Source organism: Pseudomonas sp. GW822-FHT03F08 (assembly GCF_058801265.1).
Genome location: NZ_JBXANC010000009.1, coordinates 245,584 through 264,230, shown reverse-complemented (window position 1 = coordinate 264,230; position 18,647 = coordinate 245,584). Strand labels below are relative to the sequence as shown.

General features: G+C 62.9%; 6 protein-coding genes. 2 read left to right on the top strand and 4 right to left on the bottom strand.

The genetic code is table 11. From position 1 onward, the window contains the following. Positions 1–50: 50 nt before the first annotated feature. Positions 51–13,049 carry a non-ribosomal peptide synthetase gene (locus tag AC1RME_RS23155; protein ID WP_493091778.1) on the bottom strand — a complete coding sequence of 4,333 codons (12,999 nt, stop codon included), beginning with the start codon at positions 13,047–13,049 and terminating at the stop codon, positions 51–53. Positions 13,050–13,429: 380 nt separating this feature from the next. Here AC1RME_RS23155 and AC1RME_RS23150 point away from each other — a divergent pair, with 380 nt between their 5' ends. Next, a complete protein-coding gene (locus AC1RME_RS23150; RefSeq protein WP_096821112.1) occupies positions 13,430–13,984 on the top strand; it encodes an RNA polymerase factor sigma-70 in 555 nt (184 codons plus the stop codon). A gap of 71 nt (positions 13,985–14,055) precedes the next feature. Here the strand turns inward: AC1RME_RS23150 and AC1RME_RS23145 are convergent, their stop codons facing one another. From AC1RME_RS23145 to AC1RME_RS23135, 3 genes are all read right to left on the bottom strand, one after another. Next, complete coding sequence (locus AC1RME_RS23145; protein ID WP_096821111.1) at positions 14,056–15,069, bottom strand: GNAT family N-acetyltransferase; 1,014 nt, start codon at positions 15,067–15,069, stop codon at positions 14,056–14,058. Positions 15,070–15,156: 87 nt separating this feature from the next. Then, positions 15,157–15,954 (bottom strand): substrate-binding periplasmic protein, encoded by a 798-nt coding sequence (locus AC1RME_RS23140; protein ID WP_096821110.1) that lies wholly within the window; start codon positions 15,952–15,954, stop codon positions 15,157–15,159. A gap of 91 nt (positions 15,955–16,045) precedes the next feature. Further along, positions 16,046–16,669 carry a TetR/AcrR family transcriptional regulator gene (locus tag AC1RME_RS23135; protein ID WP_096821109.1) on the bottom strand — a complete coding sequence of 208 codons (624 nt, stop codon included), beginning with the start codon at positions 16,667–16,669 and terminating at the stop codon, positions 16,046–16,048. 187 nt (positions 16,670–16,856) lie between these two features. Here AC1RME_RS23135 and AC1RME_RS23130 point away from each other — a divergent pair, with 187 nt between their 5' ends. Beyond that, entirely contained in the window at positions 16,857–18,647 is a 1,791-nt protein-coding gene (locus AC1RME_RS23130) for an acyclic terpene utilization AtuA family protein (RefSeq protein ID WP_102620520.1), read from the top strand.

Below are 18,647 nucleotides of genomic sequence, written 5' to 3'. Positions count from 1 at the left end.
TGTACGTGAATGTACCGGTTGAATTGTGTTGAACGCACAGGCGCTGAGGACTACAAACCTTCCAGCGCCGCCATCAGATCATTCAACCGATCCACCTTCTCTTCGGTAATGTCACTGGCCGCCAGCCCTTCGATGTACTCGGCCAGTTCCTCCACCGTGCTGCACTCGAACATCGCTCGCAGCGGCACATCCCGTTGCAAGGTTTTCTGCACTCGCGAGGCGATTTGTGTGGCGAGCAGCGAGTGGCCACCGAGTTCGAAGAAGTTGTCGCGTACGCCGACCTTCTCGACCTTCAGCACCTCGGCCCAGATATCGGCCAGGGTTTGCTCCAGATCGCTGCGCGGCGCCAGGTAATCCTGGCTCTGCAACTGGCCGATCTCCAGCGCCGGCAAGGCCTTGCGGTCGAGTTTGCCGTTGGCGTTGAGCGGCAACCGGTCGAGCCACAACCAGTGCAGCGGCACCATGTATTCCGGCAGTTCGGCGCGCAGGCGCTGCTTGATCCGCTCCAGCCGTTCGCTCTGATTCAGTGCGGAATCTGCGGCCACCAGGTAGCCGACCAGATGCTTGCCGTTGACACCTTCCTGCACGCCGACCGCCCCGTCACGGACTTCCGGTTGTTCGTGCAGACGCGCCTCGATTTCACCCAGCTCGATCCGGTAACCGCGAATCTTCACCTGATGGTCGACCCGGCCGACGTATTCCAGCACCCCGTCGCTGCGACGGCGCGCCAGGTCACCGGTGCGATACAGACGCTCGCCCGGCCCGCCGAACGGATTCGGCACGAACACCGGCGCGGTGCGCAGCGGATCGCTGACATAACCACGACCGACACCGGTGCCGGCCACGCACAACTCACCCACCGCACCCAGCGGCACCAGATCCAGCGCGCCATCGAGCAGGTACAGCAAGTTGTTGTCGGTCGGCGTACCGATCGGCAGGTAACTACCGCGAGTCGAAGCCAGATCGACACGGAAGAACGCCACGTCGTCCGAGCACTCCGCCGGGCCGTAAGCGTTGACCAGACCGATGTCCGGATAACGCAGCAGCCATTGGTGCGCCAGTTCCGGCGGCATTGCTTCACCCGTCGGCAGCATCCAGCGCAGGCCATCCAGGCTCAAACGATCCGAGGCGAGCATGCCCTGGATCAGCGACGGCACGCTTTCCAGCACGGTGATGCCCTGCTGCTGCACATGCACCAGCAAACCTTGCGGATCGTGGGCGATGGTGTTCGGCACGATGTCCACCCGCGCCCCGAACAGCGGCGCGGCGAGGAACTGCCAGACCGAAATGTCGAAGCTTTGCGACGCGGTCTGGGCGATCACATCGGCGTCGCTCAGATTCAGGTACGGCACCTTGCTCAACTGGTTGTTGAGCATGCCGCGCTGCTCGACCATCACGCCCTTCGGCAAACCGGTGGAGCCCGAGGTGTAGATCACGTAGGCCAGGTTGTCCGGGCCGCTGAAGAGGCCCGGATTCGCCGACGACACCGCGCCCGCCTGAACCTCTTCCCACACCAGCAGGCGTGGACGGTTGGCGCAGCTGAATTCATCCAGCAAGGTCGTCGCCTGTTCACGGCAAGCCTCGGTGCACACCAGCACCGGCGTGCGACTGAGCTCAATGATGCGTTGCAGACGCTGACTCGGCAGCCCCGGGTCCAGCGGCAGGTAACCGGCACCGGCCTTGAAGCTGCCGATGATCATGCCTAGCAGATCCAGATTGCGCTCGCCCAGCAACGCCACCGGTTGATCGATCTGCACCCCGGCCGCAACCAGTGCATGGCCGAGACGGTTGGCGTTGTGGTTCAGTTGCTCGTAGCTCAATTGCTGATCGAGGCAACTGGCGGCAATGCGTTGCGGATGTTGCGCGACCTGCGCTTCGAACAGTTCGACGTAGCTCTGCTCCAGCGGATAGTCGTGCTCACTCTGGTTGCAGCCGTGGAGCAGGAAATCCTGTTCATCAAAGCCCAGCAGCGGCAGGTCTGCCATGTCGCCATGGAAGCCGTCGACCAGCGCCAGCAACAGACGCTTGAACTCGCCGAGCATGCGCTCGATGGTCGACTCGTCGAAGTAACGCTGGTCGTAAGACAGGTGCAGACCGAGGTCATCACCCGGGTAGCACACCGCCGTCAACGGGAAGTTGGTGTGAGTACGGCCCGAGTCCGACGTCGCGTTGAGGCTCTGTGCACGGTCCAGCACCGAGACTTCCACCGGGGCGTTTTCGAACACGAACAGGCTGTCGAACAGCGGCTGGCCCTTCGGCAATTCGCTCTGCTCCTGGATGTTCACCAGCGGCAGGTATTCGTACTCGCGCAGCTGCATGTTGCTGTCGAGCAGACCGCTCAACCACTGACGCACGCTGGCGCGTTGATCGTCCGCCGGGATCCGCACCCGCAGCGCGATGCTGTTGATGAACAGGCCGACGGTGCGTTGCATCTCAGGCATTTCCACCGGACGCCCGGCCACGGTCACGCCGAACAGCACGTCGCGATCACCGCTCATGCGTCGCAGCACCAGTGCCCACGCCGCTTGGGCGAAGGTGTTGATGGTCAGTTGATGGGCCTGGGCCAGCTCGCGCAGACGGGCGCCGTCCTCGACATTGAGGCGGGTGTAGCGGTCGCCGACGATCATGCCGCCGCTTTCCCCAGCGTGTTCACGCAGGAACGGACGGTCGCTCGGGATCGGCGTGGTGCGCTCGAACCCTTGCAGGTTCTGCTGCCACCACTGACGCGCCTCGGCCAGGCTCTGGCGTTGCAGCCAGCCGATGTAATCGCGGTAGCGCGGCGGCACCGCCAATTGCGCTTCGCGACCTTCGCCCAGAGCGGTGTAGATCTCGAAGAAATCGTTCATCAGCAGCGAGCGGCACCAGGCATCGATCAGGATGTGGTGGTTGCTCATCATGAACCAGTACCGCGCCGCGCCAACCTTGATCAGGCGCAGGTGGAACGGTGCCTGATTGAGCAGATCGAAGCCGGCTTCGCGCTCGGCCTTGAGCAGCGCTTGCAGTTTCGGCTCCTGCTCGGCGTCAGCGATGGCGCTCCAGTCCAGGTACTCGATCGGCGTGCGACCCGGTGTGTGGATCACTTGCAACATGTCTTCGCCGACGTTCCAGCAGAACGACGCACGCAGCGCTTCATGACGGGCGATCACCGCTTGCCACGACTGGGCGAAACGCTCGGGGTCGAGTTCGCTGTTGATGCGATAGCGATCCTGCATGTAGTACAGACCGGTGCCCGGCTCCAGCAAGGTGTGTAGCAGCATGCCTTCCTGCATCGGGGTCAGCGGGTACACATCTTCGATGTGCGCCGCCGGCACCGGCAGTGCGTCGAGTTGCGCCTGGGTCAGTTTCGCCAACGGGAAGTCCGACGGCGTCAGACCACCGGCCTCGTCCTGCAGGCAATGTTCGATCAGGCTCTGCAACTCACCGACGTAGGCATCGGCCAAGTCGTTGATGGTCTGGGCGTCGTAACGTTCGGCGCTGAAGGTCCAGCGCAGCAGCAGTTCCCCGCCGTACACCTGACTGTCGACGCTCAACTCGTTCGGCAGTGGTGCGTGCGGATCGTGGGCGGCACCGACCGATTCATCCAGCGGACGGAACAGCGCATCGCTGCCGAAACTCTGGTCGAACTGGCCGAGGTAGTTGAAGGTGATCGGTGCATTCGGCAACGCTGCCATGCTCTGGCGGCTGACGTCATCGGCCAGATAACGCAGCACGCCATAACCGAGTCCTTTGTGCGGAACGGCGCGCAGTTGTTCCTTGATCGCCTTGATCGAAGCGCCCTGCCCGGCGGCTTCTTCGATGTTGTGCGGAGTCAGGCGCAACGGATAAGCACTGGTGAACCAGCCGACGGTGCGGGTCAGGTCGATCTCGTCGAACAGGGTTTCGCGGCCGTGGCCTTCCAGTTGAATCAGCGCCGACGCTTGACCGCTCCAGCGGCACAGCACGCGGGCCAGCGCGGTCAGCAACAGATCGTTGACCTGCGTGCGATAGGCGCTCGGTGCCTGTTGCAGCAGTTGTTTGGTTTTTTCTGCATCCAGACGCACGCTGACGGTTTCCGCGTGACGATTCTCGCGGCCACCCTCAGGGCGTTCGCACGGCAAATCGGCATTCGGGCCAGCCAGTTGCGCCTGCCACCAGCTCAGTTCTTCACGCAGGGATTCACTGCCGGCGTAGGCCTGCAAGCGTGCCGCCCAGTCCTTGAAGGCGCTGGTTTTCGCCGGCAGTTTCACCGACTGATCGGCGTCGAGCTGGCGATACACGGTTTGCAGATCGTCGAGCAGTACGCGCCACGACACACCGTCGACCACCAGGTGATGGATCGCGATGAACAGTCGTTGCTGACCCTCCGGCCCGTCAATCAACAAGGCGCGCACCAGCGGGCCCCGCTCCAGGTCGAGACTGCGCTGGGCGTCGGCGAACAGTGCGGCGCACTTGTCCATCGATGGCACGCGAACCTGCCACAGCACGGCGGCATCGGTGACCGGTTGATGGGTCGCTTGCCATACGCCGTTGGCCTCGGTGAAGCGCAGGCGCAAGGCGTCATGCTGCTCGATCACGGCCAGCAACGCCTGTTCCAGACGATGCGGTTCAAGCGCCACAGTCGGCTCCAGCAACAACGCCTGGTTCCAGTGTTGTCGCTCGGGAATCTCGGTGTCGAAGAACCAGTGCTGAATCGGCGTCAGACGCGATTCGCCGGAGACCAGACCTTGTTCGGCCGTCACGGTTTCACTGCGACTGGCGACAGCGGCCAGCGTCTGTACAGTCTGGTGCTGGAACAGATCGCGAGGGCTGAAGTGAATGCCCTGCTGACGCGCGCGGCTGACCACTTGAATCGACAGGATCGAGTCGCCACCCAGTTCGAAGAAATTGTCGTTGAGACCGACCTGCTCGACGTTGAGCACTTCGCACCAGATCTGCGCCAGGGTCTGCTCCAGCTCGTTGCTTGGCGCCACGTAATCCTGACGATTGAGCTCCGGATCCGGCGCCGGCAAGGCGCGACGGTCGAGCTTGCCGTTGGCGGTCAGCGGCATGCTGGCCAGCAGAATCAAATGCGTCGGCACCATGTAGTCCGGCAATTGCGTCTTCAGGTGCGCCTTGAGGGCTTCGCGCAGTTCTGCTTGCTCGGCTTCGCTTCGCGAAGCGACCTCGGTCACGAGATAGCCGACCAGTTGCTTGCCGCTCGGTGCATCCAGCGCCAGCACCACCGCTTCGCGGATCGAAGCGTGATCGAGCAGGCGGGTTTCGATCTCGCCCAGTTCGATCCGGAAACCACGGATCTTCACCTGATGGTCGATCCGCCCGAGGTATTCCACCAGACCATCGGCGCGCTGGCGCACCAGGTCGCCGGTGCGGTACATGCGCCCGCCATTGGCGGCAAACGGGTCGGCGACGAAACGTTCGGCAGTGATGCCGGCGCGGTCGTGATAACCCTGGGCCAGGCCGGCGCCGCCGACGAACAACTCACCAGTCGCGCCTTGCGGCACCAGTGCCAGATCGGCGTCGAGGATGTAGGCCACGCGATCTCCGATCACGCTGCCGATCGGCACACTACCGGCACCCTCTTCCAGCACCTCGGGTGCAAGGCTGGCCAGCGGCATGACCACGGTTTCGGTCGGGCCATAGGCGTTGAAGAACAGGCTCGGTTTGAACGCTGCACGAATCCGCTGCAGGTGTTCGCCGGTCAGCGCTTCGCCGCCGGTGATGATCATGCGCACCGGCAGGATGTCGTTTTGCGTCGCGAGGAACTGCGCCAACTGGCTGCCGTAACTCGGGGTGAAGCCGAGAATATTGATCCGATGTTCGCGGATCAGGCTGCAGATTTCTTCCGCGTCCCACTGTCCTTGCGCACGCAGCACTACCTGCGCGCCGCTGAGCAGCGGCACCAGCAGACGCTCGGTGGCGGCGTCGAAGTTGATCGAATAGAAGTGCAGCTCGCAATCGTCCGCACGCATGCCGAAGCGTTCGATCACGGCCTGGCAGTGCATGGCGATTTCACCGTGGGACACCACCACGCCTTTCGGCTTGCCGGTGGAGCCCGAGGTGTAAATCAGGTACGCCTGATGCTGCGGCAGGCTGATAAATGGCAGCTCGGTAGCCGGGTAATCAGCCAGCGCTGCGCTGTCGTCTTCCAGGCACCAGCGCGCCACGTTCGACGGCAGCTCGCCGAGGGCTTTGAACATCGCCCGGTCGCTGAGCAGCAGGCCGACGCGGCTGTCTTCGATCATGTAATGCAGGCGGTCGAGTGGGTATTCCGGGTCCAGCGGCACGTAGGCACCGCCGGCCTTGAGGATCGCCAACAGGCCGACGACCATTTCCAGCGAACGCTCCAGCGCCAGACCGACCCGCACTTGCGGGCCGACACCGCGTTCGCGCAGGGCCCAGGCCAGACGATTGGCGCGGGCGTCGAGTTCGGCGTAGCTCAGGGTCTGCCCGGCAAAGGTCAGGGCCGGCGCATCTTTGCGCGCCAGTGCCTGCTCGGCGAACAGGTGATGAATGCACTGATCGAGACGACGCTCGCCCGGCTCGACGCCAAGGCTGTCGAGCAATTGTTGTTGCTCAGGCGCATCGAGCAATGGCAATTCGCTGAGGCGCTGTTGAGGGTCGGCGATCAACGCTTCCAGCAGGTTGCGCCAATGTCTGGCCATGCGCGCGATGGTCGGTTCATCGAACAAGTCGGTGCTGTAAGTCAGGCAGCAACCGAGGCGATGGTCGAGGTCGGTGACTTCCAGGTTGAGGTCGAACTTGGTCGCCCGCGCATCGTTGGCCAGGTATTCAACAGTCATCCCGGCGAGCATGCGGCTCTGCTGGAATTCCCAGCGCTGCACGTTGCACATCACCTGGAACAGCGGGTTGTACGCCGCGCTGCGCGGTGGCTGCAAAGCTTCAACAAGATGATCGAACGGCAGGTCCTGATGGGACTGGCCTTCGATCACGGTGTGACGCACCTGCTCGAACAATTCGCCGACCGACATCTGGCCGTCGAGCTGGCAACGCAACACCTGGGTGTTGAGGAACGCCCCGATCAGCCCTTCGCTTTCCGGACGGATACGGTTGGCTACTGGCGCGCCGATGCGCAGGTCGGTCTGGCCGCTGTAGCGATAGAGCAACGTTGCAAGTGCGGCGGTCATGGTCATGAACAGGGTCAGACCGTTCTGCGCGTTGAACGCCCGAACGCGAGCGGCAAGGTCATCGCTGAGGTCGAAACGGAACAGTTCGCCCTGATGACTCTGCACCGGAGGACGCGGACGGTCGCCCGGCAGTTCCAGCAGCGGATGTTCGCGGCCCAGTTGCGCAGTCCAGTAGTCGAGCTGACGCTGACGCTCGCCGGACTCCAGCCAGTTGCGTTGCCACACGCTGTAGTCGAGGTACTGCACCGGCAGCGGCTCCAGTGGTGAGTCGCGGTCATCGACGAACGCTTCGTACAGCGCGCTGAGTTCCCGGGCGAAGATGTCCATCGCCCAGCCTTCGGTGACAATGTGGTGCAGGGTCAGGACGAAGTAATGCTCGTGCTCGGCAGTCTTGACCAGACAGGCGCGCAGCAGCGGGCCGGTCTCCAGATCGAACGGCAAATGCGCTTCATCGTCGGCCAGTTGCTGGACCTTCTGCTCGCGCACATCAGCGGCGAATTTCGAGAAATCCTTCCAGTCCATGCGCACGCCGGTCTCGGCATGCACGTGCTGACGGGCCACACCATCGACACTCGGGAACGTGGTGCGCAGGGTTTCGTGGCGCAGGATCAGCGCTTGCAACGCTGCTTCGAAACGCCCGACATCCAGAACGCCACGCAGGCGCGCCATGCCGCCGACGTTGTACGCCGGGCTGTCCGGTTCCATCTGCCAGAGGAACCACATGCGCTGCTGGGAATAGGACAACGGCACCGGTTTGCTGCGATCAACCTTGTCGATCGGCGGCTGTTTGTTGGTGCGGCCGCTGGCCTGGATCTGGCGGATCTGTTCGGCGAAATCACCGAGTTCGCTGTGTTCGAACAAGGCACGCAGCGGCAATTCGACGTCGCAGGCCTGACGGGTGCGGGAAATGATTTGCGTGGCCAGCAGCGAGTGACCGCCGAGGGCGAAGAAGTCGTCGCGCAGGCCGACCTGTTTCAGGCCCAGCACTTCGCGCCAGATCGCAGCGATCTGTTGTTCCAGCTCGGTGACCGGTTCGACGTGTTCGCGCACCTGCCATTGCGGCTCGGGCAAGGCGCGACGGTCGAGTTTGCCGCTCGGGCTCAGGGGCATTGCGTCCAGGCACATCAGTTGTGCCGGAACCATGTATTCCGGCAGCTCGGCGGCCAGTGCGGTTTTCAGGCGAGCGATTTGCGCGTCCTGATCTTCATTGGCATCGGTGGCGGTGAAATAGCCGATCAATTGCGGACCGGCGACGGTTTCACGCACCAGCACGGCGGCCTGGGCGACACCATCCTGAGCGAGCAGACGCGCTTCGATTTCTTCCGGCTCGACGCGGAAGCCGCGCAGTTTGACCTGCTGATCGAGACGGCCGAGGTATTCGATCACGCCATCGTTGGTCCAGCGCGCGCGGTCACCGGTGCGGTACAGACGCGCACCCTGCTCACCCAGCGGATCGACCACGAAACGTTCGGCGGTCAGCGCCGGGCGGCCGAGGTAACCACGGGCCAGGCCGATGCCACTGATGCACAGCTCACCCGGCACACCGGCCGGCACTGGGTTGAGATCGCTGTCGAGCACACGGCAAACCACGTTGCCCAGCGGACGACCAATCGGCGAACGCTCGCCGTCGGCCACGCTGCAATGCCAGTGGGTGACGTTGATCGCGGTTTCAGTCGGGCCGTAGCGGTTGTGCAGTTGCACCGCCGGCAGTTGCGCCAGCACGCGGTTGCGCAGTTCCGCCGGCAGCGCTTCACCGCCGGAGAACACGCGACGCAGGCTGGTGCACTCGGCGCTCAACGGTTCATCGATGAACAGCGAAAGCAGCGGCGGTACGAAGTGCAGCGTGGTCACACCGTACTGCTGAACCAACTGCGCGATGCGATGCGGATCGCGGTGTTCACCGGGGCCGGCGATCAGCAGGCGCGCGCCGGTGATCAACGGCCAGAAGCATTCCCACACCGACACGTCGAAACTGATCGGCGCCTTTTGCATCAGCACGTCGGTGTCGTTCAGGCGATACGTGTTCTGCATCCATTGCAGACGTTCGGCCAGCGCCGCGTGAGTGTTGCCCACGCCTTTCGGCTGGCCGGTGGAACCGGAGGTGTAAATCACGTAGGCGAGGTTTTCGCCATGCAGGTGCAGACCCGGTGCCTGGCTCGGCCAGTTCTCCAGGTGCAGGGTGTCCATGGCGATCACGCTGACGCCTTCGCTGGCCGGCAAGCGGTCGAGCAATGCAGTCTGGGTCAGCAGCAGTTCGACGCCGCTGTCGCTGAGCATGTAGGCCAGACGATCGGCCGGGTAATCCGGGTCCAACGGCACGTAGGCGCCGCCGGCCTTGATGATCGCCAGCAGACCGATCAGCAGTTGCGGCGAACGCTCGGCGGCGATGGCCACGCACACGTCCGGGCCGACGCCTTTGTCGCGCAGGTAATGGGCGAGACGGTTGGCCTGGGCGTGCAGTTCGGCGAAGTCGAGGCTGCCGCCGTCCCATATCAGGGCGGTGCGATCAGGGGTCTGACGGGCCTGTTCATTCAGCAGTTCCGGCAGCCATTGCTGAGCCGGCGTGCATGGGGCGACGCTCCACGCGTTTTGCTGAGTGTGTTCGTCGGCGGTCAGCAGTGGCAGGTCACCAATTGCCTGATCCGGGCGCTCGCAGACAGCGCGCAGCAGGTTGCTGAAATGCTCGGCAAGACGCTCGATGGTCGCGGCGTCGAACAGTTCATCGGCATAGTCGAAGGACAGCGTCAGACGACCATTTCGGTCTTCTTCGCTGTGCAGTTGCAGGTCGAACTTGGCCTCGCGACTGTGCCACGGCAGTTCCTCGGCGAGCACGCCCGGCAGACGCTTGAGCGCACTCAGGTCGCGTTGCTGGTGGTTGAACATGACCTGGAACAGACCTTGTTCGCGAGCCTGCGGGAAGGCTTCGAGCAGTTGTTCGAACGGCAGGTCCTGATTCGCCTGAGCACCGAGCGCAGCCTGACGGGTTTGCGCCAGCAGTTCGGTGAACGGCAGACGCGAATCGACGTCAGCGCGCAGTACCTGAGTGTTGATGAAGAAGCCGATCAGGCCCTGGGTTTCCAGGCGCGGACGGTTGGCGTTCGGCACGCCGATACGAATGTCGCGTTGACCGCTGTAGCGATGCAACAGGCTTTGGAACGCCGAGAGCAACAGCATGAACGGCGTGGATTGATAGGCCTGGGCAGTCTGGCGAATGGCGTCGCTGAGGCTGATTCCCAGGCGAACGCTGTGGCGTGCGGCGCTGTGAATTTGTTTGGCAGAACGTGGATGGTCGGTCGCCAGTTCCAGCGTCGGATGCTCATCACCCAACTGTGCTTTCCAGTACGCCAATTGCCGCTCGCCCTCGCCTTGCGCCAGCCACTGGCGCTGCCAACTGCCATAGTCGGCGTATTGGGTGGGCAGCGGCGCCAGTTCGGCGCGCTGGCCTTGGGACGCGGCGGCGTACAGGCGCGAGAATTCATCGATCAACACGTTCAGCGACCAGCCGTCGGCGATGATGTGGTGCATCGTCACCAGCAGTTGGTGATCTTCGTCGTCGAGGCGAACCAGCGTCACCCACAGCAGCGGGCCTTTCTCCAGGTCGAACTGGGTTCGGGCTTCGTCTTCGCGAATCTGTTGTGCGCGTGCCTCACGCTCGGCGGCCGGCAGATCGCTGATGTCGATCAGTTGCAGGTTGAACTCGCCCGCCGCTTCGACCTGTTGCAGGGCCACGCCATCGCGCTCGAAGAATCGCGTGCGCAGGGATTCGTGGCGTTCGATCAGTTGCTGGAAACTGGCGCGCAGGGCGTCTTCGTCCAGTTCGCCACGCAGGCGCAGGGCACCGGGAATGTTGTAGGCGCTGCTGTGCGGATCGAGTTGCCAGGTGATCCACAGACGGTTTTGCGCCAGCGATTGTGGCAGTGCTTCGTTGCGCGACAGTGCGGTGATTTCGCCCTGGGCGCTGCCGCCGTCCTGCTGCTGTTGCGCCACGGCAGCGGCGAACGCGGACAGGGTTGGGGCTTCGAACAGCAGACGCAGATTGAGCTCCAGGCTCAGTTCTTCGCGTACCTTGGCGATCACTTGAGTTGCGGCGATCGAGTTGCCGCCGAGCAGGAAGAAGTGATCGTCGGCGTTGACTTGCTTGACGTTGAGTTGCTCGGCCCAGACCTTGCCGATCAGGGCTTCCAGTTCGGAGGCGGACGCGGTCGATTCGCTGGTTTCAGCGGTGGCCGACGGGAACACCGCGTAGCTGTCGAGGCTGCCGTCAGCCAGACGATTGCGGCAGGCCGAACGTTGCAGCTTGCCGCTGGAGGTCTTCGGCAGCGCACCCGGGTTGAGCAGCACCACCACGCTCGGTGCTTCCTGATAAGCCTCGGCCACCGCCTGACGGATGGCTTTGATCAGCGCTTCGGGTGGCAGGATTTTCTGCACGCTGCGGCTGATTTCCGCCGCGATGCCGATGCCTTCTTCGCCATTCTGATTGACCGCGAACGCGGCGACGCGGCCCTTGCGCACCACCTCCACTTCGCTCTCGACCGTCTTCTCGATGTCCTGCGGGTAGAGGTTGTGACCGCGCACGATCAGCATGTCCTTCAGGCGACCGGTGATGAACAGTTCACCGTCGCTAATGAAGCCCAGGTCACCGGTGCGCAGCCAGGTCTGGCCGGCGTGCTGGACGAAGGTCTTGGCGCTGGCCTCGGGGTTGCGCCAGTAGCCGTGGGCGATGCTCGGGCCGGTGGCCCAGACTTCACCGACGGCGTTGTCGGCCAACTCTGCCAGCGTGGTCGGCTCGACAATCAGCACCGCATGATCGGGCTGGCTGATGCCGCAACTCATGATCGGGCTGCCCTCGCCCGGCTCGGCACGGTTCTGGGCCAGGGCTTGATCGTCGACGCGCAGGGCCGGAATGCCCGTGCCGCGAGGCGTGCCGGCGACGAACAGGGTCGCTTCCGCCAGACCATAGGACGCCATGAAACTGTTTTCGCTGAAACCACACGCAGTGAACTTCTCGGCGAAACGCTCAAGGGTGTCGAGACGGATCGGCTCGGAACCGGAATAGGCGACGCGCCAGCGGCTCAGGTCGAGACGCTCCAGTGCCGATTCGCTGACCCGCTCGCTGCACAGTCGATAGGCAAAGTCCGGCCCGCCGCTGATGGTGCCGCCGTATTGGCTGATCGCTTCGAGCCAGCGCAACGGCCGGCCGAGGAAGTACGCCGGTGACATCAGGATGCACGGCACGCCGCTGAAGATCGGCTGCAGCAGACCGCCGATCAGGCCCATGTCGTGGTACAGCGGCAACCAGCTGACGATCACGTCGTCCGGGTTCACGTCGATACCGAAACCGTGACGGATCAACAGTTCGTTGGCCACCAGGTTGCCGTGGCTGACCTGCACACCTTTGGGCAGCGCGGTGGAGCCGGAGGTGTATTGCAGGAAGGCGATGTGGTCTTGCGGCAAGGTCGGTTCGACCCAACGCTCGGCCAGCGAGGCGTCGAGGGTGTCGACGCACAACAGCGGCGGCGCACCTTCGATTTGCTGCAAGGCGTCGCGCAGGTCGGCGCTGGTCAGCAGCAGACGCGGTTCGGCGTCGGCAATGATCGACAGCAGGCGTTCCTGATGGTGACGCTTGGCCGATTCCGGCGGATAAGCCGGCACCGCGATCACGCCCGCGTACAGGCAACCGAAAAACGCCGCGACGTAATCCGGGCCGCTCGGAAACAGCAGCACCGCGCGATCACCGAATCCGGCCTCGGCCTGCAACGCTGCCGCGATGGTGCGCGCACGCTGATCGAGTTCGCGATAACTGAGCACCACAGCCTGCTCCTCGGTTTCAGCGAGAAAACGCAAGGCCAGCCGATCCGGCGTCAGAGCCGCGCGGCGCTGGAGGGCTTGGACCAGGGTGCTGGGGAGTTCGAACGCGTCGGTCATGAGGTTTCCTGCCTGAATTCGGCTTGCTGGTGGAATCGGGTTGGCTGCGGCATGCCCGTGCAAGGCATGCGGGACACGGTCTTCGCCGACCGTGCAAGGCATTGGAATGCGGTATGGCCGGGGCTGTGTACCCGGAACCATTCACCAATGAGAACGGATGACGTCTTGAAATAATTAGTCGGCAGGCTGGATCGCCAATGGGGCTGGGCGCTTGGACGAGTGCGGCGGCGTGTCGCAGTTCACGGATCGCACCGTTATGGATCATTAGTTCTCTTTCTCAATTGACAATCATTATCATTCAACATAATTTGTCGCTCGATGTGTAGGACGGCCCCGTCCCCCAGGCGTCCCACTAACCTATTGGCAGCAAGGTGATTTCCATGACGGAACAAGTATCCACAAGCAGGTGCGATTCACCGCTACTTCAGGCATTCGTCGACAATCGACTGATTCTGGTCAAGATTGCAGCCCGCATTACCGGCTGCCGTTCACGCGCCGAAGATGTGGTGCAGGATGCGTTCTTCCGACTGCAATCGGCGCCGCCGATCACGTCGTCGATCAAGGCCCAGCTGAGTTATCTGTTCCAGATCGTGCGCAATCTGGCCATCGATCACTACCGCAAACAGGCGCTGGAGCAGAAGTACGCCGGCCCCGAGGAGGAAGGGTTGAACGTGGTCATTCAGGGCGCCTCGCCGGAAACCTCACACATCAACTTCTCGACCCTGGAACACATTGCCGATGCGCTGACCGAGCTGCCGGTCCGCACCCGCTACGCCTTCGAGATGTACCGTCTGCATGGCGTGCCACAAAAGGACATTGCCAAGGAACTCGGCGTTTCGCCGACCCTGGTCAACTTCATGATTCGTGATGCGCTGGTGCACTGCCGCAAGGTGTCGGGCAGTCGTGCAGATGCCGTGACTGCGAACCGTCGCTGACAGCACACCGCCAAAAAAAAGATCGCAGCCTTCGTTGAAGGGCTGCGATCTTTTTTTGTTTCAGCGAAGCGTCACGCCAGTTTGCAGCGATCAAAAAACCGCTCACGCCCCAGGATCATCAACGCTGCGCGCTTGTGCGGGAAGTCGAACTCCTTTTCGCAGTGGAAGCACTGGTTGTGCATGTGGCCGATCATCTTCGCATTGTCGGCACGCGGCTCGGCGACGACGCGCTGAGTACGCGGATCATCCAGAAACAGGTAATGCACCAGCGCCGACAGCCAGCTCGCCACCTTGTGCGGGCCGCGATGATCTTCTTCGCCGACCAGCATGTGAATCCCGCGATCGTAGTTATCGGCATCGTAGAACGGCGCAATGCGATCTTCCTTGGCCCAGTAGGCTTCGAAATAAGCGAACGGCTGGTCGTCGAAACAGCCAATCAGCGTCAGAGTGTGCGGATCGGCGTCGAGCTTGCTCAGGTACTCGCGATGCTGTTCGATACTGCCCTCTTCCTGCCAGAAACTGGCGACTCGCGGGCTGTTCTGCCAGCGGTTGAAACGCGCCAGATCCTGCTCGATCTCCACCGTTCGCAGGGAAATCCACGCACCGAGACGTGCATCGAAACGCCGATAAACCTCACCGCGCGGTTTCACCGGTCGCAACGGATGGCGCTTGCCGTTGCTGATGACCATCTGCTGCGGATAACTGCCGGTCAGCGAAGCCCCCAGCCACGGTTGCGGCAGTTGCCAGAACAGCGTGCGCTCGCAGCGATATTCGCCCGCCACTTCAGTGCTCACCAGCAAACCGCTGAGCAAGGCTTCGGTCGGCGGCTGATCCAGTTGCCAGATCAATTGCTGACGCGCCGGATCCCGGGCAAACAGCCAATAGCAGGCCGCCCACAGCGCCTGGCCTGGCGGCAGCGCATAGCGTTCATCGATCTGGATCGGCCCCTGACCTTCACGATCGAGGCGCAGGCGAATCAGCGGTTGCCCGTCCAGGCTGAGGCTCAGACGGCTTTCGGTGGCATCGGCTATCAGTTGACTGCCCGAAGGCAAGGCCAGGGCAGTCAGGTCATTCAGATTGGACATGGGTCGGGCTCACGATAATCGTCGACAGTTCAACGATGGGACGTGAGCCGGGGCGGGAAATTTAGGCCGGGCGCGAAAAACCGCCCGTCATGGGTGAGGCACTGGCACCACGGCAATCTTGTACGGATCGAAGATCTTCAGCATCTGCCCGCTGTCGCGCAGCCCTTGCAGCAACTTGCCGAACGCCTCGCCGGTAATCGGCGCTTTCGGGCTGAGAATGGCGTAATGGTGATAGATCTGGTCGATGCGTTGCGACACCAGCAATTCGTCACGCACCTTGTCGTTGCGCAGCAGGTAATCGAACAGATACGAGCGAGTGACCAGGGCAATGTCCGCCCGACCGCGCAGCACCATCAACAGGTTGCTGTCGTGGGAATAGGTCAGCGTGGCGTTGTAGGTTTCCGCGAGGTATTTGGGGTCGGCATTGAAGTTGGCGAACTCGTAGTGATAGCCGCTGTACAACGCCAGGCGTTTGCCCTTGAGATCAGCGAAGTAATTCTGCTGGCGGCCGGGTTCGTTTTCCGCGACGAAAATCTCCGCATCCTCCAGTCCCATGTCGACCGTGGTATGGGGAATGTCTTTCCAGCCCCAGTCCGGATTCTCGAAGATCGCCATGTCCGTGCGGCCCTCCTTGAAATCGCCGAACCGTCGCGGAATCGAGGTGGGGACAAGCTCGAAACGGTAGTCGCTCTGCGAGCTGTTCAATGCAGCGACGAGCTCCGGCAGCAGCCCGGTGTCGGCACCGTTTTCCGGGCGAATGGTGTAAGGCGGGAAATGCGCCGCACCCACCCGAACCACTTGCACCGCCTCAGCAGGCAAAACCCAGGATGCAGCCAGCGCTGCGAGCATCAGCCCGGCGGCCGTCCGATTTGACGAAGACTTCAAAACACCCCACTCCCCGAAAAAGTACCGTTCCATGCATTCAAGCTAGGCGGTTTCGCCCAGTTAGCCAGTTTCCCGGGCCGATAGAAAGTAATCAGCGTTCTTCGAGCACCAGGATCAGCGCTTCTTCGGCCAGTTGATCGAGGCTCAAACTGCCGCCGGCGCGGAACCAGGTGGTGGTCCAGGACAATGCGCCCGTGAGAAAACGTCGGGTAATGAACACATCGCCGCGGATGAACCCCGCTTCCTTGGCCTCGCCCAGCACTTGCAGCCAGATGTCCTCGTAAATGTCACGCAGCGCCAGCACCTTGGCCTGACCGTCTTCGGACAGCGAGCGCCACTCATACACCAGCACCGCCATCGCTTCGCCGCTGCCGCCCATGATCGACTGCAATTCGCAGCGGATCAGCGCCAGCACCCGCTCGCGCACATCGGCCGCTTCGGCCAGGGCTGCACGCATCAGCGCCGTGTTGTAGCGGATGGTTTCTTCCATCACCGCGCGCAGGATTTCGTCCTTGCTCTTGAAGTGATGAAAGATGCTGCCTGACTGAATGCCCACAGCGCCGGCCAGGTCGCGCACAGTGGTGCGTTCGTAGCCTTTGTTGCGAAACAGGTGGGCCGCCACTTGCAGCAGTTTGCCGCGAGCGCTGTCCGGGTCGGTCAACCGGCCTTCGTCGACCAGTTCGCGCATGACCTTCAGGGCTTTTTGCTCGTCCACCCGTTCTCTCCTACAGTCGTTCAGTCGTCTGCCGCCCTGAAACCGCAGGGTTGCGCGGGCAATTTAAGCCGCCGGCCGCGACCAAGCAAGCGCTTGGGCAGAAGATAACCTAGCCTGTTTACAAACCAAGCGCTTGCTTGGTAGCCTCGATGCACTTCTGTCACAGGTTGCTGAGTCGGAGATGAAAATGCCCACCACCGTCCGCATCGGATGCGCCAGCGCATTCTGGGGAGATACCTCGACCGCCGCCGCGCAGCTCGTGGCCGCAGGACAGCTGGATTATCTGGTGTTCGACTACCTGGCCGAAATCACCATGTCGATCATGGCCGGCGCCCGCATGAAGGACCCGCAGGCCGGGTTTGCCGGCGATTTCATCGAAGTCCTGGCGCCCCTGCTGCCGCAACTGGCCGAACAGAAGATTCGCGTCATCAGCAATGCCGGCGGGGTCAATCCCCAGGCCTGTGCCGCCGCCCTGCAAGCGGCCTGCGACAAGGCCGGCGTGGCGCTGAAAATCGCCGTGTTGTCGGGCGATGACCTGCAACCACACTTCAAACAGCTCGCCACCCAGGGCATCACGGAAATGTTCAGCGGCGCCCCGCTGCCCCCGATGTGCGTTTCGACCAACGCCTACCTCGGCGCACCGGGCATCGTCGAAGCCCTGCGTCTGGGCGCCGACATCGTCATCACCGGCCGCGTGGTCGACAGCGCAGTGGTCAGCGCCGCACTGGTGCATGAATTCGGCTGGTCGTGGCACGACTACGACAAACTCGCGCAAGCAGCCTTGGCCGGGCACATCATCGAATGTGGCGCACAGTGCACCGGCGGCAACTTCACCGATTGGCGCGACGTACCCGATTACGAACACATCGGTTTTCCGATCGTCGAGGTCAGCACCGACGGCCAGTTCATCGTCAGCAAACCCGAAGGCTCCGGCGGACTGGTCACGCCGCTGACCGTCGGCGAACAGATGCTTTACGAAATCGGCGATCCACAGGCCTATCTGTTGCCCGATGTGGTCTGCGACTTCAGTCAGGTCAAGCTTCAGCAGCAAGGCAAAAACGCAGTTCGCGTCCACGGCGCCAGAGGCTTGCCGCCCAGCGACAAATACAAGGTCAGTGCGACGTACCCGGACGGTTTCCGCTGCACCGCCAGTTGTCTGATCGCCGGCATCGATGCGGTGGAAAAAGCCCGACGCGTCAGTCAGGCGATCATCGACAAGACTTCTGAAATGCTCGAGCAACGCGGCTGGGGCCCCTACAGCGAAACCCATATCGAGCTGCTCGGCAGCGAAGCCACCTACGGCCCTCACGGCCAGCGTCGGGACAGCCGCGAAGTGGTGATCAAACTCGCCGTGCGCCACCCGAACAAACAGGCCTTGATCCTGTTTTCCCGGGAAATCGCCCAGGCCGCCACCGGCATGGCGCCGGGGCTGACCGGCATCGTCGGCGGGCGGCCGACGGTGTATCCGCTGATCCGGCTGTTCTCGTTCCTGATCGACAAAAGCGCCTGCAGCTTGCAGATCGACATTGCCGGCGAGCGCCACCCGTTTGCCCTGCCCGCCTCGGCCACCCTCGACAGCGAGGATTTGCCCCTGCCCCACGAAACGCCCAAACCCCATGGCCGCGCCGACGCCAGCGTGCCGCTGGTAAAACTGGCGGTGGCGCGCTCCGGCGACAAGGGCAATCACAGCAACATCGGCGTCATGCCACGTCGCCCGGAGTACCTGCCGTGGATCGCCGAAGCGCTGACCCCGGCCGTGGTCGTCGACTGGATGAGCCATGTCCTCGACCCGATTCACGGCCGGGTCGAACGCTGGTATCTGCCGGGTACTCACAGCCTGAATTTCCTGCTGGAAAACGCCCTCGGCGGCGGTGGCGTGGCGAGCCTGCGCATCGACCCGCAGGGCAAAGCCTTCGCCCAACAATTGCTGGAAATCCAGATCCCGGTGCCACAGAGCATCGCCGAGCAGTTCGACTAG